Consider the following 20,057-nt stretch of genomic DNA (forward strand, 5'->3'; position numbering starts at 1 on the left):
GACCGCTTGTCTTATTCGCCTGCGGCGCTGGACACGTCCACCGACACGCCCGGGCCCATGGTCGAGCTCAGCGCGATCTTCTTCAGGTAGGTGCCCTTGGCGCCCGTCGGCTTGGCCTTGGCGACAGCCGAGACGAAGGCGCGGATGTTCTCGGCCAGCTTGGCTTCGTCGAACGACACCTTGCCGACGCCTGCGTGGATCACGCCGGCCTTTTCGGCCTTGAACTGGACTTCACCGCCCTTGGCGTTCTTGACCGCCTGACCGACTTCCATGGTCACGGTGCCGACCTTGGGGTTCGGCATCAGGTTGCGGGGGCCCAGAACCTTGCCCAGACGGCCGACGATCGGCATCATGTCCGGGGTGGCGATGCAGCGGTCGAAATCGATGGTGCCACCCTGGATGGTCTCCATCAGGTCTTCCGCACCGACGATGTCCGCACCGGCTTCCTTGGCTTCGTCCGCCTTGGCGCCGCGAGCGAAGACGGCGACGCGCACGTCCTTGCCGGTGCCGTTCGGCAGACCGACGACGCCGCGGACCATCTGGTCGGCGTGGCGCGGATCGACGCCCAGGTTCATGGCGATTTCGACGGTTTCGTCAAACTTGGCCGAGGCGCTGGATTTCACCAGGGCGACGGCCTCTTCCACCGACAGGTTTTCCTTGCCAGCAAAAGCTTCGCGTGCGGCGCGGGTCCGTTTACCGAGTTTTGCCATCTTACTTCACCTCGATGCCCATGGAACGGGCCGAGCCCAGGATGATCTGCATTGCGCCTTCGACGTCGTTGGCGTTCAGATCCTTCATTTTGGCTTCGGCGATTTCACGCACCTGCGCGCGGGTCACGGTCGCGATGGTTTCGCGGCCCGGGTTTTCCGCGCCTCTCGGGCGGTTGCGCTTGCCGACCGGCTTCAGGCCCGCAGCCTTCTTCAGGTAGTAGGACGCCGGCGGCGTCTTGATGTCCATGGTGAAGGACTTGTCCTGATAGTAGGTGATCACGGTCGGGCACGGAGCGCCGGGCTCCATGTCTGCGGTCTTGGCGTTGAACGCCTTGCAGAATTCCATGATGTTGATGCCGCGCTGACCCAGCGCCGGACCGACCGGCGGCGACGGGTTCGCCTGACCGGCGGGCACTTGCAGCTTGAGCGTGCCCATCAGTTTCTTGGCCATTGGCCTTCTCCTTTTCCAACACCCTCGGGGCGCGCCCTTCGGGTCTTCTTGTTGTGTGGTCTGGTCCGCGCGTCGCGACGCGCTCGCCTCCCACGATGAAACGGCACCGGAATGCCGTCTGGCGGGGTGCGTCCCCGCCGTTCACGTCAGGACTGTTTGGTGACCTGCGTGAAATCCAGTTCGACCGGCGTCTCGCGGCCGAAGATCGAGACCGAGACCTTGAGCTTCTGGTTCTCGTCGTCGACGCCCTCGACCATGCCGTCGAAATCCTCGAACGGGCCGTCGTTGACCTTGACCTTCTCGCCCACCTCGAAGGTGATGAGCGTCCGCGGCGCCTCTTCGCCTTCCTGCACGCGGTTGAGGATCTGGTTCACCTCGGCGTCGCGCATCGGCATCGGGCGGCCCTGCGGGCCAAGGAAACCGGTGACTCGGTTGATCGAGTTGATCAGGTGATAGCCCTGATCGGACATTTCCATGTGCACCAGCACGTAGCCGGGCATGAAACGGCGTTCGGTCGTGACCTTCTTGCCCCGGCGCACTTCGATCACCTCTTCGGTGGGCACCAGAACCTCGTCGATCTCGTCCTCAAGGCCCTGTTCGGCAACCGAGGTGCGGATCTGTTCTGCGATCTTCTTCTCGAAATTCGAAAGAACGCTGACCGAGTACCACCGTTTCGCCATGAACCTGTCGTCCTTGTTCTGCCTTTGGCCCGCCCCTCTCCCGGACGCGCCGTCATTGAAATCCCATTGCGGCGTCGCCGCGCTGCCCGGAATAAAAAGCGGCGCGCAGCCCGAATCGCCGCACGCCCATCCCGAAAGGTATCGCGTCACCTACTCCGACATGGCGCGCGGTGCAAGGGGTGCCTTGCCGTTTGACGCCGGACCGCGACCCCGATTCCGGGGGCCACCGGGAGCGATCAGTTGAACGCGCCCAGGATCAGCTGCAGCCCGCCGCGGATGCCCAGATCGACCAGCGCGAAGAACACGGCGGTCAGGGCGGCCATGATGAACACCATCACCGTCGTCAGCAGCACTTCGCGGCGGGTGGGCCAGACGACCTTGGAAACTTCGGCGCGGACCTGCTGGATGAACTGGATCGGATTGGTGGTGGCCATTTGGCGATGTCTCTCTGCTTGCGATGGGCCGGACATAGCCGGGCATCGTGGCAATTTCAAGGGCGGCCTGCACCGCCGCCCCAACGCGGATCCGCGCCTAGAGCGGCGTTTGCCGGTAGTCTTCGTCGTTGACCAGCTCCAGCCAGTCGGCGACACGCCCATCCAGACGCTCCTGGACGGCCAGATGCACCATCGCGGCGTCCGGACCCGCGCCGTGCCAGTGTTCTTCGCCCGGCGCGATCCAGACCGTGTCGCCCGGCCGGATCACCTGCGGCCGCTCGCCCCGTTTGGCGACAAGCCCGGTTCCCGAGAGAACATGCAACGTCTGGCCCAGCGGATGCGTATGCCAGGCCGTCCGCGCCCCGGGTTCGAAGGTGACGTGGACCGCCATCACCCGGCAGGGTTCGGGGGCTTCGACGACCGGGTTTATCCAGACCGTTCCCGTAAACCACTCTGGCGGACCCTTGCGGCTTGGCCGGCTGTCGGCCAGATGAACTTCCATGCGGTTTCCTCCGTTCCAATGGCGGCCTGCCGGTCGCGGGGCCGGATCACGGCTTGGGCTTGTCGTCCCACTGATTGCTGAGAATGCGCCGCGCGTCGCCCTCGGGGTCGTCGTACTGGTTCGACCGGACCGTGTAGATGAAGGCGGCAAGGCCGATCCCGCCCAGCAGCAGGGAAATCGGAATCAGGTAGGCCAGCACTTCCATCGGGTCACCTCAGCCGCAGGGCGTTCAGGGATACAGTAATCGACGAGGTCGACATCGCCAATGCGGCAATCAGCGGCGAGCAGAGCCCGGCCACCGCCAGCGGCACGGCAATCACGTTGTAGACCGTGGCGATCTGGAAATTCTCGCGGATCCGCCGGGTCGCCTTCGCGGCGGTGTCGCAGGCGTCCGCGATCGGCGACAGGTCGGTGCCGAGAAGCACGATATCCGACGCCACCCGCGCCGCGTCCAGCGCCGAGGCGGGCGAGATGGAGACATGCGCCGCCGCCAGCGCCGCGGTGTCGTTCAGGCCGTCGCCCACCATCAGCACCTTGCGCCCCGCGTCGGTCAGCGCCTGCACGCGGGCCGCCTTGTCCTGCGGCAGCGCCTCGGCCACCCAGTCCTCGATGCCGAGCCGCGCGGCCAGTTCGGCGACGGCCGCCTGGGTATCGCCGGAAATCAGCAGCACCTGCTTGCCGGCCTGCCGCAGTGCCGTCACGGCTTCGGCTGCACCCGGGCGCAGGGCATCCGAGAACAGGAAGGCGGCGGGAGCGCGATCGCCGATGGCCAGCCAGGCAGCGGTTTGGCGCCCCTGCTCGGCGCCGGTCCAGGCGGCCCGGCCAAGCCGGACGCGCTGGCCGCGGTACTGGCCTTCGGCACCGAAACCCGGCACTTCGACCACGTCGGTCACCTTGGCCGGCCTGATCCCCGCCTCGCGCGCCGCGTTGGTCAGCGACACCGACAGCGGGTGCGAGGAAGCTTCGGCCAGCGCCAGCGCGATCTCAAGATCGGCGCGGGGATGATCGCCCAGGTTGGTCAGTTCGGGCGTTCCCGCCGTCAGGGTGCCGGTCTTGTCGAAAACGACGGTGTCGACCTCGGCCAGCCGCTCCAGCGCGGTGGCGTGCTTGATCAGCATGCCCTTGCGGAACAGCCGGCCCGATGCCGCCGTCGTCACCGCCGGCACGGCCAGCCCGAGCGCGCAGGGGCAAGTGATGATGAGAACCGCGGCAGCGATGTTCAGCGCGGTGCGAATGTCGCCGGAATAGAGGAGCCAGCCCAGAAAGCTCAGGGCCGACAGGATGTGAACGCCCGGAGCGTAGAGCTTGGCGGCGCTGTCCGCCAGCGAGGTGTAACGCGACCGCCCGGATTCAGCGATCGCCACCAGATCGGCCATGCGGTGCAAGGAGGTGTCCTGCCCCACGGCGGTCGCGCGTATGGTCAGCGGGCCGGTCAGGTTGACCTCGCCGGCGCTGACGGCCAGGCCCGGTTCGGCAAAGACCGGCAGGGTCTCGCCGGTCAGCAGCGACCGGTCCAGTTCCGACCGGCCCATCACGATCTCGCCATCGACCGGCATCCGCCCGCCCGGGCGCACGCGGATGAGATCACCGACCACCAGAGCGGCAACCGCCACTTCTTCCTCGCGGCCGTCGACCAGGCGCATGGCGCGCGGCACTTCCAGGGCGGCCAGCTCCTCGGCGGCGGATCGGGCGACGGCGCGGGTGCGGTAGTCCAGGTAGCGGCCCGCCAGCAGAAAGAACGTGAGTGTCAGCGCCGCGTCGAAATAGGCGTGTTCGCCGCTCAGCGTGGTTTCCCAAAGCGATGTCACCAGCGCCAGCAGGATGGCCAGCACGATCGGCACATCCATGTTCAGCCGCCGGACGCGCAGCGCGCTCCAGGCGTTGACGAAGAAGGGCTGGGCCGAGAAGGCGATCGCCGGGAACGCGATCGCGGCGGAGATCCAGTGGAACATGTCCCGCGTCGCGTCCGAGGCCCCGGACCAGACCGAGACCGACAAGAGCATCACGTTCATCGAAGCGAAACCGGCGACCGCCAGCCGCATCAGCAGATCGCGCCCCGCCTTGTCGGATTGCGTGGCGGACAGCGCGCCGGGGTCAAGCTCGTGCGCCTCGAACCCGGCGCGTTCCAGCACCGGGATCAGGTCCGCGGCGCGCACCTCCGGTCCCGCCTGAACCATCGCCCGTTTCAGCGTCAAGTTCACCCGGGCCGAGTCGACCCCCGGACAGGCGTTCAGTTCCCGCTCGACCGTGGCGATGCAGGCCGAGCAGTGAATGCCGGGCAGCGACAGCGCGATCTGCACGTCCTGAGGCACCGGCCGCACCGGCTCTGCCGGGGCGGCGATGCAGCCGGGACAGGCCGCTGTGCCTGGACGCATCTGGGCCGTCATCCGGTCAGCCCTTCACGTAAAGGGGAATGCGCTGGGTGAATTCGGTCCCGTCTTCGGCCTTGGCCACCATGCGGATGTTCCAGTTTCCCTTGCCCAGTTCGGCCTTGGCGACATAGGCGGTGCCGTCGAAGGCAAAGTCGGGCCGCGTGTCCTCCTTGACATGCGTCGCCCGGCCCAGAACGGCATCGAGTTCGGCCACCTCGACCGGGTTGCCCGCCCGGTCGGTGATCGACAGGATGACCAGCCCGCCGGCGGCCTTGGCCCGGATCGTCCAGCCGAGCGCGTTCTGCGCGTCGCGCCGTTCGTCGAACTGCTGGCTGGCGACGTAGGAGTTCTTGACCTCGAGCCCCGGGAAGGTTTTGACGGCGCTGTAGGCCAGCACCAGGTTCACGGTGACGATCACGCCGAAAGCGGCGATGAAAACGGCCAGCGCGTGCTTGCCGGTGAATTGACGGTCCGCCATCGATCAGTTCCCCCGTCCGTTGAAGGTCGTGTCCTTGAAGGCGCGCTCGCCGCTGGTCAGGTCCTCGACCCAGATCCGCACCGGCGTATTGGCCGCATTGGAGGGCGCCGCATCCTTGGGCGTCACGATATATACCCGAGTGAGCAGCGCCGTGTCAGCCGGAACGGCGACGGTATCCTGCGGCGTGCCCTCGATCTGGATGCTCATGGACGGATCGCCCTTGACCGACAGTTGGAAGGGCCGCTCCTCGCCGTGCTTGTTGCGCAGGCGCACATCGTAGGTGTTGCGGATAGAGCCGTCGGAAAGGGTCACGAAGGTCGGGTTGCGCACCGGTGCGACGGTCAGGTCGATCTCGGGGCGGATGAACAGCGCAAACAGCAGCCCGAACCCGACCAGCGACCACAAGGCGGTGTAGAGGATCGTGCGGGGGCGCAGGATGTGCTTCCAGACATCCTTGGGCGACTGGCCCTCGCGTTCGCGCAGCTCGTCGCTGAGCGCCATGTAGTCGATCAGGCCGCGCGGCTTGCCGATCTTTTCCATCACCTCGTCGCAGGCGTCGATGCAGAGCGCGCAGGTGATGCATTCCAGCTGCTGGCCGTCGCGGATGTCGATGCCCACCGGGCAGACGTTGACGCAGGCCATGCAGTCGATGCAGTCGCCCTGCGACGGGTCCAGCAACCCTTTCTTGAGCTTGCCGCGCGGTTCGCCCCGCCATTCGCGGTAGCCGACGACCAGCGTGTCCTCGTCCATCATCGCTGCCTGGATCCGCGGCCACGGACAGGCGTAGATGCAGATCTGTTCGCGCGCAAAGCCGCCGAACAGGAAGGTGGTGCCGGTCAGCAGCAGCATGGTCGTGTAGGCGATCGGATGGGCGTCTCCGGTGACCAGGTCCCGCGCCAGGGTCGGCGCGTCGGCGAAATAGAACACCCAGGCGCCGCCCGTGGCGAGACCGATCAGCAGCCACACCGTCCATTTCGTCAGGCGCAGCCGGGCCTTGCGGAGATCGAGCTTTTTCTGGCGGTGCAGGCGCAGGCGGGCGTTGCGGTCGCCCTCGATCCAGCGTTCCACCAGAATGAAGAGGTCGGTCCAGACCGTCTGCGGACAGGCATAGCCGCACCAGACCCGCCCCAGCGCCGAGGTGAACAGGAAAAGCCCCAGGCCGGCCATGATGAGAAGCCCGGCGACGAAGTAGAACTCATGCGGCCAGATCTCGATCCAGAAGAAGTAGAAACGCCGGTTCGCCATGTCGAGCAGCACCGCCTGGTCCGGCAGGCTTGGCCCACGGTCCCAGCGGATCCACGGCGTCAGGTAGTAGATGCCCAGCGTCACCGCCATGATGACCCACTTGAGGTTGCGGAACTTTCCGGAGACGCGCCGCGGAAAGATCGGTTCCCGGGGCGCGTACAGGCTGGGGGCGGGGTTGGAATCGCTCACGGATATGCTCCAGGTCTTGGGGGCCTACGACGCGTCTTGTCCCAGAACATAGATGGTTCAACATTGACATGGGTCAAAAAGCGCATCTGCAACTTACGTTTTGCGAAACCGGGATTCCGTGCGAAAAACGGAAGGCCGGCTCGGAACCCGCGTCTCGGGAGTGCTGTCGGGAAAATTGGCGCCGGCTGTTCTGGAAACGCGCGAACAGATGGAACAGCCGGCACCGCACCTTTCGGGCGGCAAGCCGCCCGAAAGTATCCTCAGAGGTTACTCGCCACCGCCAAGCTGATGGACATAGGCCGAGACGGCGCGGATCTGCGCTTCGCTTAGGCGGGAGTTCCACGCGGGCATGACGCCGAAGCGGCTGTTGGCCACGGTGTCGACCAGAGAGTCGTAGTCGCCGCCAAAGAGCCAGATCGCATCCGCCAGGTTCGGCGCGCCCTGCTCGCGGTCGCCCTTCGCATCCTCGCCGTGACAGGCCGCGCAGTTGTCCGCGAAGACGACCGACCCGGCCTCGACCGCGCCGGCGTCCTGCGGCTCGGTCGACAGCGACATGACATAGTTGACGACCTGGTCGATTTCCTCGTCGGTCAGCAGCTCGTCGCGGCCGAAGGCGGGCATCTCGGAATAGCGCGCTTCGTCGCTTTCCTCGTTGCGGATGCCGTGGGTGATGGTGTGGTGGATGCTTTCGATGTCTCCACCCCAGAGCCAGTCGTCGTCCAGCAGGTTCGGATAGCCCTTGGCGCCGGCGGCACCCGAGCCGTGGCACTGCGCGCACCAGGTCTTGAACACGGCGCTGCCCGCGGAGACCGCGTAGCCATTGAGTTCGGCATCATCCTGGATCGACGCCAGTTCGACCGAGGCCAGCTTGTCGTTGATCGCTGCGTTGGATTCATCGACCGCCGCGATCTCGGTGGCGACGTTGGCGCGGGTCGACCATCCCAGAACGCCGGCGGTCGCGTGGTTCACCAGCGGCCAGGCCGGGTAGAGGATGGTGTAGATCACGCCCCAGATGATGGTTACGTAGAAGGTCCACAGCCACCAGCGCGGCATCGGGTTGTCGAACTCCTCCAGCCCGTCCCAGACGTGGCCGGTCGTTTTCGGATCACCCGGTTGCTTTTCAGGTGTCTTGCTCATTTCCGCGCCTCCTCGGATGTGGCGGGTTTGTCTTGATGCCGGAACGGGATGTTGGCGGTGTCGCGGTGCGCCTTGCCGGCACCGGGGCGGAAGACCCAAAGGACCACCCCGATGAAGAAGGCGAACAGGACCAGCAGCATCCAGCTGTCCGCGAATTGACGAAGGATCGTGTATTCTTCCATGACGTCCCTCCTCAGCGGCTCGCGACCGGGGTGAAGGTCGAGAAATCGACCAGCGTGCCCAGCATCTGCAGGTAGGCGATCATCGCGTCGGCTTCGGACACGCCAGGCTGGCCATCGAAGTTGCGCACGTTGACCTTGTCGCCATACCGCTCCAGCAGCCCGTCATAGTCGCTGTCCGGATCGGCCTGCGCCCGGAAGTCCGCCTGCGCGTTCTCGATCATCTCCTCGGTGTAGGGAGTGCCGACCAGCGCGTTGGTGGCCATGATGTCGCCGATGTACTTGCCGTCGATCTTCTTGTTCTCGAGATAGCCGTATTTCGGCATCACCGATTCCGGCACCACCGCCTGCGGGTCGCGCAGGTGATCGACGTGCCATTCGTCCGAGTAGCGGCCGCCGACGCGGGCCAGGTCCGGCCCGGTCCGCTTGGACCCCCACTGGAACGGGTGGTCGTACATCGACTCGGCCGCCAGCGAGTAGTGGCCATAGCGCTCGACCTCGTCCCGCATCGGGCGGATCATCTGGCTGTGGCAGACATAGCAGCCTTCGCGGATGTAGATTTCACGTCCCGCCATCTCGAGGGGGGTGTAGGGGCGCATCCCCTCCACCTTCTCGATGGTGTTCTCAAGGTAGAACAGCGGGGTGATCTGCACGATGCCGCCGATGGTCACGACCAGGAAGCTGAAGATCAGCAGGAGGGTCGCGTTGGTCTCGAGGATCTTGTGTTTGTCGAGAATTGCCATTGCTCCGGCCCTCCTTATTCAGCCGGGACCGCGACCGAAAGGCTGGCCTCTTTGGCCGGTGCCTTGCGGACGGTCATCCACAGGTTGTAGCACATGATCAGCGAACCGGTCAGGAACAGAACCCCGCCCAGCGCGCGCACCACGTACATCGGGAACTTCGCGGCCACGGTGTCAGCGAACGAGTTCACCAGGAAGCCGTTGGCATCCACTTCGCGCCACATCAGGCCCTCCATGATGCCGGTCACCCACATCGAAGCGGCGTAGAGCACGATGCCGATGGTGGCGAGCCAGAAGTGCCAGCTGACCAGTTGCAGCGAATAGAGACGCTCACGCTTCCACAGGACCGGAACCAGGAAGTACAGGGCCCCGAAGGTGATCATGCCGTTCCAGCCCAGAGCGCCGGAATGCACGTGGCCGATGGTCCAGTCGGTGTAGTGCGACAGCGAGTTCACGGCGCGGATCGACATCATCGGGCCTTCGAAGGTGGACATGCCGTAGAAGCCGACCGAGATCACCATCATCCGGATGACCGGGTCGGTGCGCAGCTTGTCCCAGGCGCCCGACAGCGTCATCAGACCGTTGATCATGCCGCCCCACGAGGGCATCCACAGCACGACCGAGAACACCATGCCCAGCGTCGAGGCCCAGTCGGGCAGCGCGGTATAGTGCAGGTGGTGCGGACCGGCCCAGATGTACAGGAAGATCAGCGCCCAGAAGTGGATGATCGACAGCTTGTAGCTGAACACGGGACGTTCGGCCTGTTTCGGGATGAAATAGTACATCATGCCCAGGAAGCCGGCGGTCAGGAAGAAGCCCACGGCGTTGTGGCCGTACCACCACTGGATCATGGCGTCCTGAACGCCCGACCAGACGATCACCGATTTCGAGCCCCAGATGCTGACCGGGATGGTCATGTTGTTGACCAGGTGCAGCATCGCGACCGTCACGATGAAGGCCAGGTAGAACCAGTTGGCGACGTAGATGTGCGGTTCTTTCCGCTTGACGATCGTGCCCAGGAACACGGCCAGATAGGCCACCCAGACGATGGTCAGCCACAGGTCGACATACCACTCGGGCTCGGCGTATTCCTTGGATTGGGTGCCGCCCAGAAGGTATCCGGTCGCCGCCAGCACGATGAAGAGCTGGTAGCCCCAGAACACGAACCATCCCAGGTTGCCGCCCCAAAGGCGCGCGGCGCTGGTGCGCTGAACCACGTAGAACGAGGTCGCGATCAGGGCGTTGCCGCCGAAGGCGAAGATCACCGCCGAGGTGTGCAGCGGACGCAGGCGCCCGAAGTTGGCATAGCCTTGCGCCCATTCGAAGTTCAGGGCCGGAAAGGCCAGCTGAAATGCGATGAAGGTGCCCACCAGAAACCCTACGACGCCCCAGAAGGCGGTCGCGATCACGCCGTAGCGCACCACGTCATCCATGTATTCGGCCGAACGATCGGTCAGGATGTCCGGTTCTTCGGCGTTGCGGAGCGTCCAGATGAACAGCCCGCCGGCGATCAGCATGACCAGGATGGAGTGAACCTGGTACGCCAAGTCTCGCGCATAGTTGGCCGCGATCGCGCCGAACAGCGCAATCAGACCAAGCGCGATAAGCTTGATAACATTCGACATATTGCGTCCCTTTGCCATGCCCCGCGCGTTTCTTCCGTCGCGCCAGACTTCTTTGACTGGCTGCCGTAATGTAGAATGGCAGCCGAAGTTGCTTTGATCTGCATCAAGACGGTAGCCCGTTTTCTGTGACACGCATATTCCGATGAATGGGTAAACTGGTCGCATGTGCCGACGCGCCCGAACCATGAGGTTGAAATGTCTTACAAATCCCTGCTGACCGTGATGACCGAGACCAAGCTGGCAGAGCCGGCCCTGGCGCAAATGGTCGCGCTGGCCCAGGCGCAGGATGCGCATGCCGAGGCGCTCTGCCTCGGCGTGGACCGCAGCCAGACTGGCTATTATTACGCCGGCGCGAACGCGCTGATCCTTCAGGAGACGCTGAGCCGCGCCAAGGCTGAAGCCGACGAGGTGCTGGCCTTCGCCGAAAATTTCCTGGGCAAGTCCGGCGTGCGCTGGTCGGCCGAGAACGGCGTGGCGCAGATCGCCGATCTGGGGCGCCACGTCGCCCACCGGGCCCGGTTCTCGGATCTGGTCGTCCTGCCGCGCCCCTATGGCGAGGGCCGGGGCGCCGAGGCCGAGCCCATCGTCGAATCCGCGATGTTCGAAGGCCACGCGCCGGTGCTGATGGTACCGGACAAGATGAAGCCGTTCTCGAAGCCGGGAACGGTGCTGATCGGCTGGAACGAAAGCGTCGAGGCGATGCGCGCGATCCGTCAGGCCCTGCCCTTCCTGAAACAGGCCGACCTGGTGCGCATCGTGGTGATCGATCCGCCCAGCCACGGGCCCGACCGCTCGGACCCCGGCGGGATGCTGTCGCAGATGCTGTCGCGCCACGGCGTCAAATGCGAGATCGACGTGCTGAGCAAGACGATGCCGCGTGTCTCGGACATCCTGAACCGCCATGCTGCGGACACCGACGCCAACCTGATCGTCATGGGGGCCTATGGCCATTCCCGGTTCCGCGAGGCCATCCTGGGCGGCGCGACGCGCAACATGCTGGAGCAGGCGACCGTGCCGGTCTTCATGGCGCACTGACGGCCTGACCTACTGGAAAAGGCGCCCGAGCGGGGCGCCTAGTTCAACTGGGCGAAATAAAGACGTCCTGTCTGGGGAATTTCTCGACAACGTCCGGTTTTTGATCGAAATGCGCGGCGAGCAGGTAGTCGGGATTACCTGCCAGCCATTCCGACAGGTCGATGGCTTGATATTCGCCCGTGTTGAACGCAATCAGAATCCGGGCCTTGGCGTCTCCGGTGTTTTCGATCGAATGGCCGTAACCCTGCGGAATGTAACCCACGTCGCCCTTGTTCAGGTTCTCAATGGCGAAACGACCATTCGCGCCGAACATCGTGATGCTGACGCTGCCCTCCATGACGTACTGCCATTCATCCGCATTCGGATGCCAATGCAGTTCCCGCAACGCGCCGGGCTCAAGCTCGAGAACGACGCCGGTGATGGTCGTGGCGATCGGAAATTCGTGTGCGCTGACAAGCCATTCACGACCTCCGGTGTAGCTCGATGTCGGCGCCTGATCCAAAAGCCTGTAGCGATGGGTGTTCGGCGGCGAATCCAGTTTGCCCCGATGTGGCAGCGCGGGCTTTTCGGGCGGCGGATCCCCGTGAACGAAGTACACCTCGCTTTTCGGGAAGCTGTCAAAAGCCGCCGCCGGAAGGCCCAGGTTCTTGGATAGCAGTTCCTTGGGGGCGTGCCCCAGCCAATCGGTGACGCTGAAGGTGCCGAACTCGGAAAAATAGCCGTTGTCGAAGATCAGGATGAAATGGCAGGGCTGATCGCCCAGGCACTGGATCGAATGGCCATATCCACGCGGGAAATACCACACGTCGCCAGGCTCGAAATCGTTCGTTTCGGATTGGCCGTCGGGATTTATGACCGTGGTCCTGCATCGGCCCTCCATGACGAAGGCCCATTCAGCCGCGGTGGCGTGCCAGTGCAATTCGCGCGCCACGCCTGGCTCCAGCCGCATCGACACGCCCGCGATGCCTGTCGAGATGGGCAATTGCTTGACGGTTGCCTCCTTGCCGAAACTGCCGCCGTCCACCCGGCCTGCGGATTTCTCCAGCTCGAACTTGAAAGTTGGAAGATCCTTCTGGGACAGGTCCGGGTCCGGCACGTTGTTCCAGAAGGGCCCGGACGGATATTCCGACGCCGAAACCTGAGTTGCCGCGGCGCCGCCGAGCCCTGCCGCCATCGCTGAACTGAAGAATTTCCGCCTCGAAGACACAACCATGTCACCCTCCGATTCCGAGAAAATCAATCAGACCAAGGTAACACATTACCACTCTTGCGGATACAGCTGTTCCGGGAGCATGAACCGTTGCTGAAGTCGCGCGCGGCGAAAGCGCGCCGGATCGAAGGCGGGAATTGCGCCTAGTTCACCTTGCGGATCAGGCTGATCAGGAACAGCAGGATCACGGCACCGATGGTGGCGTGGAGTATCGTGGCAAAGACCCCCCCACCCGCGGAAAACCCCAGCACCGGGAACATCAACCCGGCCAGAAAGGCGCCGACGATCCCGACTATGATGTTGCCGATCAGGCCGAAACCCCGCCCCACCATGATCTTGCCGGACAGCCATCCCGCGATGGCCCCGATGATCAGCATGCTCAGAAGGCTGCCAAACTGCATCCCTGTCGTCTCCTCTGTCTTGCGCTGAAACGACTAGAGCATGAGACCGGGCAGAGGTCACGCCCTTACATAATGCATGTCCTGGAATTGTGCCCGCAGCGCCCGCGTGCTGGCCGCCACCTGTTCCGGGTCGTTGCCGGTCAGGCCCCGAACGATCAGAGCGGCCAGGTCCGCCGCATGCGCGGGGGTCACGCCCCGGCGCACCAGCTCGGGCGTGCCGATGCGAAGCCCGTTCATGTCGCCGTCGACCGGGGCGATCGGCAGGCCGATGCCGCAGGCCAGGAACCCGGCCCGGCGCAGCGTTTTCGAGGCGGCCTGCCCGCCGCCGAACGCCGCGGCCTCGACCGCGAACTGGTGCGACGCGGTCGCGCCGCCCGTTCCCTTGAAGACCGGCAGTCCCAGCGTTTCGATCTCGGCGGCCAGGGCCTGCGCCAGATCGACCATCGCCCGACCGTAGGCGGCGCCGAATTCGACCCAGTCCAGCAGCGAGATGGCCAGCGCCGCCGATTTGGCGGCGTCGAAATTCGCGGTCATGCCGGGAAAGGCGATGGCGTCCAACCGCTCGGCGATCCCGGCGTCATTGGTCACGATCAACCCGCCGGCAGGTCCGCCGAGGCTCTTGTAGGTGCTCATGGTCATCAGGTGCGCGCCCTCGTCCAGGGGATTGGCCCAGACCCCGCTCGCGATGATCCCGCATTGATGCGCGGCGTCGAAGAGAACCTTTGCGCCGACCTCGTCCGCGATGTCGCGGACCGCCTCCACCGGATGCGGGAACAGGTTCAGAGAGCCCCCGACGGTGATCAGCCTGGGCCGGTGTTCCCGCGCCATTTCGCGCAGCCCGTCCAGATCGAGGCTGTAGCCGTCCGCGTCCACCGGCGCGTTCAGCGTAGTGAGCCCGTAAAGTCCCGCGCACCCGTCCGCGTGATGGGTCACGTGTCCGCCGATGCTGGCGGGCGGCGCGATGATGGTGTCGCCGGGACGGGTCAGCGCCATGAATCCGTAGAGATTGGCCAGAGCGCCGGAACCCACGCGGATCTCGGCATAGCGCGCGTCGAACACGCGCGCCGCCAGTTCCGCCGCGATCACCTCGATCTCCTCGATGGCCTCCAGCCCCATCTCGTACTTGTCGCCGGGATAGCCCAGCGACGGGCGGCTTCCCAGCCCCGCCGAAAGCGCGGCCTCGGCTCGCGGGTTCATGACGTTGGTGGCCGGGTTCAGGTTGAAACACTCGCGATCGTAGATGTCCTGGTTGCGCGCGATCAGCGTGTCGATCCGCTCGGCGACCGAAGCGGCATCCGCCTGGGCGGCGCGGGCGGCGATTTCCTGAACGCGGTTCTCGCAATGAGGCGGAACCCAGGGACGGTGGGCGAGTTGCGGCATTGAAACCTCCTTGTTCTGGCGGGCAGGATGCGCTCAGGTTCTGTTGCGCGCAAACCAGATTTCTGAAAAATTAGGGTCAGAAAAACTAAGGCTCCACTGATGCCCGTCGCGCCGCCCCGCCCCAAGCCCTTTCCTCTGAACGCGCTGCGCGCCTTCGAAGCGGCTGCGCGTCTGGGCGGTTTCGCCGCTGCGGCCGACGAGTTGGGCGTCAGTCCCGGAGCGGTGTCAGCCCATGTGAAGGCCCTGGAAGACGAGCTGGGCGCGCCGCTCTTCGACCGGAACGCCCGCGGCGTGGCGCCGACGGCCCTGGCCCGCCGGGTTCTGCCGGATCTGACCCTTGCCTTCGACGCGATGGGCAAGGCGGCACAGACCCTGCGCGCCGAGGCGGCCCCGCATGTCGTGCACATCGTGGCGCTGCCGTCGGTGGCGCAGCTGTGGCTGTCGCCGCGATTGCCCGAACTGCGCGCCGCCGCGCCCGAGATCGAGATCTCGCTGACCGCGATGGAAGCGCCGCCGAACCAGAAACGCGCGCCCTACGACCTCTACCTGTTCTTCGGAGCCGAGCGGGGGGAAACGCTGGCCCGGGACGTGATCTTTCCGGTTTGCGCCCCGGCGATGGCCAAGCGCCTGAAATCGCCGGCAGACCTGCTGCACGTTCCCTGCCTGTCCGATACCGCCTGGTCCGGCGACTGGAGGCTGTGGGCCGAGGCGGCGATGCCGGGCGCCGATTTCGCGCCGCGCGGCCCGGAGTTTTCGCTCTATGCGCTGGCGGTGGAGGAAACGGTGAACGGCGCAGGCGTGCTGATGGGGCACGAAGCCCTTGTCGCGCGGCACCTGCGCCGGGGGCAGCTGGTCGCGCCGTTCGAAACCCGGGTGGAGCTGCCGAACGCGCTCAGGCTGTGGAGCCCGAAGCCCCTGCAGCCGAACTCAGCAGTCGGGAAGGTGGCGAAATGGCTGCGTGAGATGGCCTAGACCAGGAAACCGCCGTCGGTGTCATCGCCCGCCTCTTCCATCAGGCGACCCATGTCGGGGATGGTCACGTGACGCTTGCCTTCCAGCAGGATCACGCCGTCCTTCTTCAGCGCGGACATCTGCCGGCTTACGGTTTCCAGCGTCAGGCCCAAGTAATCCGCCATCGCCTCGCGCGTCAGCGGCAAGTCGAACACGATCGGCTCGGCCCGGCGGTCCTTGCTGATCGAGGCATCGCGGCGGGCGATGATCGACAGCAGGCTGGCGATCTTTTCGCGCGCGGTCTTGCGGCCGAGCACCAGCATCCATTCGCGGGCCGCGTCCAGCTCGTCCAGCGTCATCTGCAGCAGGCGATGGGCGATGTGCGGCGTGCGGGCCATCAGCTCTTCGAACGGTTTCTTGCGGAAACAGCACATCACCACGTCGGTCGTGGCCAGCACGTCATAGGCCGCCGATTCGCGGCCGGGGCGCCCGACGAAATCGCTGGGCAGCAACAGGCCCACCATCTGCGTGCGCCCGTCCTCCATCGTCTGGGTCAGCGAGGCGATTCCCGAAACGACCGAGCCCACGAAATTCATCTGGTCCCCCGACCAGATGATCGTCTGACCCGCCTCGAAAGTGCGGTAATACTTGATCTCTTCCAGCTCTGCGAGTTCATCCCCATCGCAATGCGCGCAGACCGCCCGATGGCGTATCGGGCAGTCGCTGCAATTGGAATGTTCCAGTGGTATTTGAAGAGTCATCCGTTCACCCACTTGATCTCGGTCAAGGTATCTGAGCAAGCCATCATATAGCGGGTTCTTTATGATAGCGAAATCTCAATTGGCTCGGCTCGGACTTTTTGACGCGAAAGTACCGCGCTACACAAGCTACCCGACCGCACCCCACTTCAACAACGACGTGGGACCCGATGTATTTGGCGACTGGATCTCGGGCATCAAGCCCGGCAGCGCCATTTCCCTTTATATCCACGTGCCGTTCTGCCGAAGGCTGTGCTGGTTCTGCGCCTGCCGGACGCAGGGCACCCAGACCGACAACCCGGTGATCGCCTATGTCGATACGCTGAAGGCCGAGCTGGACCTGCTGGCGGCGCGGCTGCCCGATGGCGTCATTCTGTCGCGGCTGCACTGGGGCGGCGGCACGCCGACGCTGCTGAATCCGGATCTGATGCGCGATCTCGCGGGGCGGATCCTGGACATCGTCCCGCTTGGCCCCGACGCCGAGTTCTCGGTCGAGATCGATCCGAACGAGATCGACGAGGGTCGTCTGGACGCGCTGGCCGAGGCCGGTATGAACCGGGCGTCGATCGGGGTCCAGGATTTCGACGACGAGATTCAGAAGACCATCGGCCGCATCCAGAGCTACGACACCACCCGCGAAGCGGTGGACATGATCCGCGCCCGCGGCATCGCCAGCCTGAACGCCGACATCCTTTACGGGCTGCCGCACCAGACCAAGGCGCGGATGACCGAGAGCGTGCAGAAACTGCTGTCGCTCAGCCCCGATCGCGTGGCGCTTTACGGCTACGCGCATGTTCCGTGGATGGCCAAGCGGCAGCAGCTGATTCCGTCCGACGCCCTGCCCACGCCGGAACAGCGGCTGGACCTTTTCGATACGGCGCGGCGGCTGTTCATGTGGGACAACTACGCCGAGATCGGCATCGACCACTTCGCGACGCAGGACGACGGCCTGACCCGCGCGCTCAAGGCCGGCCAGCTGAAGCGGAATTTCCAGGGCTATACCGACGACCAGGCCGACGTTCTGATCGGCGTCGGAGCAAGCTCGATCTCGCGTTTCCCGCAGGGCTACGCGCAGAACGCCCCGGCGACGGGCGCCCACACGGCGGCCATCCGCGACGGGCGCTTCTCGACCTCGCGAGGACACCGGTTCAAGGGACAGGACATCCTGCGGGCACGGCTGATCGAAGCCCTGATGTGCGACTTCCGCATTAATTCCGCGGAAATCCTGCGCGACCATGACGTTTCCCGCGCCGAACTGACCGGGATGTTCGAGGACGCGAACCGGGCTTTCGCGGGCCTGCTGCGCATCACCGACGAGGGGCTGTTCATCCCGCCCGAGGCGCGTCCGCTGACCCGGATGATCGCCCGAAGCTTCGACGCCTATGACCTGAGCAAGGCTGGACACAGCTCGGCCATCTAGAGCGGGCGCGGCAAGAAAAAGAAGGGCGGATCAGAAAAGAAGATCCGCCCTTTCTTACGCGGGGGCTTGACGCCCGCCACCGGGATTTCCCACACTCGAAGGGCCGGGGCGACGCCGCGCCCGGCGCTTGAGGCAGGGCAAACAGCAGGCAGTGATCGTCGGCGCCTCCGCGTCCGGCATACCCTTTTCGTGCAGCGGAACTGCAACCAGAGAGAGGGACTGCACTCATGCGCGTCTTCACCGTCCTCGGCCCGACTCAATCGGGCAAGTCTACACTGGTCGAGGCCATCAGCCGCCTCGACGACCGCCCAACCAAATTCGACGTATCCGGAACCGTGCATCTGCACGGTTTTTCTTACTTGGGCGAGCCGTGGTGCGCGGTCGACGTGGACGGGGGCGGCGATGCGCTGGCCTATGCCGGACCCGCAATGGCCATTTCGGACGCTGCGGTGGTCGTGGTCCCACCCGATCCTGACGCGGCGGTGCTGTGCGCGCCCTACCTGCGGCTGGTCGAAGAGGCGGGCATTCCCTGTTTCCTCTTCATCAACCGGATGGACAACCCGAACGGCCGGATCCGCGACATCGTCGCGGCCCTGCAGACCTATTGCACCCATCACATAGCCCTGCGGCAGGTGCCGATCCGCGACGGCGACCAGGTGATCGGCGCGGTGGACCTGATCTCGGAGCGCGCGTGGAAATACCAGGAGGGGCAGCCCTCGGCCCTGATCGAGTTGCCGCAATCGGTGCAGGACCGTGAAAAGGAGGCGCGGGCCGAACTGCTCGAAACCCTCTCGGACTTCGACGATCACCTTCTGGAACAGCTGATCGAAGACAAGCAGCCGCCCAGCGACGAGATCTACCACCTGGCCGCGCAGGTGCTGCAGAACCACCAGCTCATCCCCGCCTGCCTCGGCGCGGCCAGCCACGGCAACGGGCTGACGCGGCTGATGAAGGCGCTGCGTCATGAAGCCCCCGAATTCGACATCGCCGCGGGCCGGGACGAGGCCGAGGAGGACGCCCGCGCCATCGCCGGCTTCGCGGACGTGAAGAAACATATCGGCAAGATCGTCGTTCTGCGCGGCCTGGGACAGGGGGTGAAGGCCCACGACACCCTGGGCGGCGAGACGGTCGGCAACCTGACCGGGCTTGACGCCAAGACGCAGATTCAGGCCCTGGAGGCCGGGCAGATCGGGCTGGCGGTGAAGTCGGATCACCTCAACCCCGGCAACCTCTACGACAGCGACAAGGCGACGCCCTTGCCGGAATGGGCCAGCTCCCGGCCGCCGGCGCATCGGCAGCTCGTGGCCCCGGCGCACGAGCGCGACGACGTGCGCCTGTCCAACGCCCTGGCCCGGCTGGCCGAGATCGATCCCGGGCTGCACCTCAGCCAGGACGAAAGCAGCGGTCACGCCATCCTCGGATGCCAGGGGCCGCAGCACATGCGGCGGATCAAGTCCAAGCTGGACGAGGATTTCGGCATCGAGATCGTGACGGAACCGGTTGAAACCGCCTATCGCGAGACGATCCAGAAACCCGTCGAACACCACCACCGCCACCGCAAGCAGTCGGGCGGCGCCGGGCAGTTCGCCGACGTGCAGATTTCGGTCGAACCGATGCCGCGGGGCGCCGGTTTCCAGTTCGACGAGGTGGTCAAGGGCGGCGCGGTGCCCAAGAACTACATCCCCTCGGTCGAACAGGGGGCCAAGGACGCCCTGGTGCAGGGGCCCGAAGGTTTCCCCGTGGTCGACGTCAAGGTCACGCTGAAGGACGGCAAGCACCACAGCGTCGACAGTTCCGACTATGCCTTCCGCACCGCGGGCAAGAACGCCGTGCGCGAAGCCCTGCCGCAGGCGAAGCCGGTGGTGCTGCAGCCGATCCTGCACGCCGAGATCCATCTGCCGTCAATCTACGTGGGCGACCTGGTGCCGACCATCAGCTCGCTGCAGGGCCAGGTGCTGGGGTTCGAGGGCAACCCCAATGCCTCGGGTTGGGAGATCTTCAATGCGATGCTGCCGGCGGTGGCCGAGGACGAGTTGCACCGCACCCTCGCCAGCGCCAGCCGCGGGACCGGCTGGGTCAAGCTGACCTTCGACCATTACGAAGAGCTTCGGGGGCAGTCGCCCAGGGTATTGCGGGAACAGGCGGCGAACGCCTGAGGGT

At 65.3% G+C, this 20,057-nt stretch carries 21 protein-coding genes; 4 read left to right on the forward strand and 17 right to left on the reverse strand.

Annotated features, from left to right (window positions below; all coding sequences use genetic code 11):
• Nucleotides 1-11: 11 nt before the first annotated feature.
• The 13 genes from rplA to ccoN form a co-directional block, all read right to left on the reverse strand.
• Nucleotides 12-710 carry a 50S ribosomal protein L1 gene (gene rplA / locus FGK63_RS11585; RefSeq protein WP_138842368.1) on the reverse strand — a complete coding sequence of 233 codons (699 nt, stop codon included), beginning with the start codon at nt 708-710 and terminating at the stop codon, nt 12-14.
• Nucleotide 711: 1 nt separating this feature from the next.
• Entirely contained in the window at nt 712-1,161 is a 450-nt protein-coding gene (gene rplK / locus FGK63_RS11590) for a 50S ribosomal protein L11 (protein ID WP_138842370.1), read from the reverse strand.
• A gap of 146 nt (nt 1,162-1,307) precedes the next feature.
• A complete protein-coding gene (gene nusG, locus FGK63_RS11595) occupies nt 1,308-1,841 on the reverse strand; it encodes a transcription termination/antitermination protein NusG (protein WP_138842372.1) in 534 nt (177 codons plus the stop codon).
• A 236-nt stretch (nt 1,842-2,077) separates the two neighbouring features.
• On the reverse strand, nt 2,078-2,275 hold the full coding sequence (gene secE, locus FGK63_RS11600; protein ID WP_138842374.1) for a preprotein translocase subunit SecE: 198 nt from the start codon (nt 2,273-2,275) through the stop codon (nt 2,078-2,080).
• Nucleotides 2,276-2,372: 97 nt separating this feature from the next.
• Nucleotides 2,373-2,777: a (R)-mandelonitrile lyase gene (locus FGK63_RS11605; protein WP_138842376.1), complete on the reverse strand. Its 405-nt coding sequence runs from the start codon at nt 2,775-2,777 to the stop codon at nt 2,373-2,375.
• Between the two features lie 46 nt (nt 2,778-2,823).
• Complete coding sequence (gene ccoS / locus FGK63_RS11610) at nt 2,824-2,982, reverse strand: cbb3-type cytochrome oxidase assembly protein CcoS (protein WP_138842378.1); 159 nt, start codon at nt 2,980-2,982, stop codon at nt 2,824-2,826.
• Between the two features lie 4 nt (nt 2,983-2,986).
• A complete protein-coding gene (locus tag FGK63_RS11615) occupies nt 2,987-5,164 on the reverse strand; it encodes a heavy metal translocating P-type ATPase (protein ID WP_138842380.1) in 2,178 nt (725 codons plus the stop codon).
• 4 nt (nt 5,165-5,168) lie between these two features.
• Nucleotides 5,169-5,627, reverse strand: coding sequence for a FixH family protein (locus FGK63_RS11620; protein WP_138842382.1), 459 nt, complete (start codon nt 5,625-5,627; stop codon nt 5,169-5,171).
• Between the two features lie 3 nt (nt 5,628-5,630).
• Nucleotides 5,631-7,061, reverse strand: a complete 1,431-nt coding sequence (gene ccoG, locus FGK63_RS11625; protein WP_138842384.1) for a cytochrome c oxidase accessory protein CcoG — start codon at nt 7,059-7,061, stop codon at nt 5,631-5,633.
• A gap of 267 nt (nt 7,062-7,328) precedes the next feature.
• Complete coding sequence (gene ccoP / locus FGK63_RS11630; protein WP_138842386.1) at nt 7,329-8,198, reverse strand: cytochrome-c oxidase, cbb3-type subunit III; 870 nt, start codon at nt 8,196-8,198, stop codon at nt 7,329-7,331.
• Nucleotides 8,195-8,380, reverse strand: coding sequence for a cbb3-type cytochrome oxidase subunit 3 (locus FGK63_RS11635; protein ID WP_138842388.1), 186 nt, complete (start codon nt 8,378-8,380; stop codon nt 8,195-8,197). The genes ccoP and FGK63_RS11635 overlap by 4 nt, the downstream gene beginning before the upstream one ends.
• A gap of 11 nt (nt 8,381-8,391) precedes the next feature.
• Entirely contained in the window at nt 8,392-9,120 is a 729-nt protein-coding gene (ccoO, locus tag FGK63_RS11640) for a cytochrome-c oxidase, cbb3-type subunit II (protein ID WP_138842390.1), read from the reverse strand.
• Between the two features lie 14 nt (nt 9,121-9,134).
• Nucleotides 9,135-10,742 carry a cytochrome-c oxidase, cbb3-type subunit I gene (gene ccoN / locus FGK63_RS11645; protein WP_138842392.1) on the reverse strand — a complete coding sequence of 536 codons (1,608 nt, stop codon included), beginning with the start codon at nt 10,740-10,742 and terminating at the stop codon, nt 9,135-9,137.
• Nucleotides 10,743-10,937: 195 nt separating this feature from the next.
• Here ccoN and FGK63_RS11650 point away from each other — a divergent pair, with 195 nt between their 5' ends.
• Nucleotides 10,938-11,777 carry a universal stress protein gene (locus FGK63_RS11650; RefSeq protein ID WP_138842394.1) on the forward strand — a complete coding sequence of 280 codons (840 nt, stop codon included), beginning with the start codon at nt 10,938-10,940 and terminating at the stop codon, nt 11,775-11,777.
• A gap of 43 nt (nt 11,778-11,820) precedes the next feature.
• Here FGK63_RS11650 and FGK63_RS11655 read toward each other — a convergent pair whose 3' ends face one another.
• The 3 genes from FGK63_RS11655 to FGK63_RS11665 form a co-directional block, all read right to left on the reverse strand.
• The gene (locus FGK63_RS11655) at nt 11,821-12,990 is read right to left on the reverse strand and encodes a cupin domain-containing protein (RefSeq protein WP_218961133.1); all 1,170 of its coding nucleotides are present in this window, start codon (nt 12,988-12,990) and stop codon (nt 11,821-11,823) included.
• Between the two features lie 140 nt (nt 12,991-13,130).
• On the reverse strand, nt 13,131-13,388 hold the full coding sequence (locus tag FGK63_RS11660; protein ID WP_138842396.1) for a GlsB/YeaQ/YmgE family stress response membrane protein: 258 nt from the start codon (nt 13,386-13,388) through the stop codon (nt 13,131-13,133).
• Nucleotides 13,389-13,445: 57 nt separating this feature from the next.
• Nucleotides 13,446-14,768 carry a serine hydroxymethyltransferase gene (locus tag FGK63_RS11665; protein ID WP_138842398.1) on the reverse strand — a complete coding sequence of 441 codons (1,323 nt, stop codon included), beginning with the start codon at nt 14,766-14,768 and terminating at the stop codon, nt 13,446-13,448.
• A gap of 99 nt (nt 14,769-14,867) precedes the next feature.
• Between FGK63_RS11665 and FGK63_RS11670 the strand changes: the two genes are divergently transcribed.
• Nucleotides 14,868-15,740 (forward strand): LysR family transcriptional regulator, encoded by an 873-nt coding sequence (locus FGK63_RS11670; RefSeq protein WP_138842400.1) that lies wholly within the window; start codon nt 14,868-14,870, stop codon nt 15,738-15,740.
• Here the strand turns inward: FGK63_RS11670 and fnrL are convergent.
• A complete protein-coding gene (gene fnrL / locus FGK63_RS11675; RefSeq protein ID WP_138842402.1) occupies nt 15,737-16,480 on the reverse strand; it encodes a transcriptional regulator FnrL in 744 nt (247 codons plus the stop codon). The genes FGK63_RS11670 and fnrL overlap by 4 nt on opposite strands.
• 61 nt (nt 16,481-16,541) lie before the next feature.
• On the opposite strand from fnrL, the gene hemN reads away from it, so the two are divergent.
• The gene (gene hemN / locus FGK63_RS11680; RefSeq protein WP_138842404.1) at nt 16,542-17,897 is read left to right on the forward strand and encodes an oxygen-independent coproporphyrinogen III oxidase; all 1,356 of its coding nucleotides are present in this window, start codon (nt 16,542-16,544) and stop codon (nt 17,895-17,897) included.
• Nucleotides 17,898-18,124: 227 nt separating this feature from the next.
• Complete coding sequence (locus FGK63_RS11685) at nt 18,125-20,053, forward strand: elongation factor G (RefSeq protein ID WP_138842406.1); 1,929 nt, start codon at nt 18,125-18,127, stop codon at nt 20,051-20,053.
• Nucleotides 20,054-20,057: the final 4 nt, after the last annotated feature.

The organism is Ruegeria sediminis (assembly GCF_005938215.1).
Taxonomy (GTDB): domain Bacteria; phylum Pseudomonadota; class Alphaproteobacteria; order Rhodobacterales; family Rhodobacteraceae; genus Ruegeria; species Ruegeria sediminis.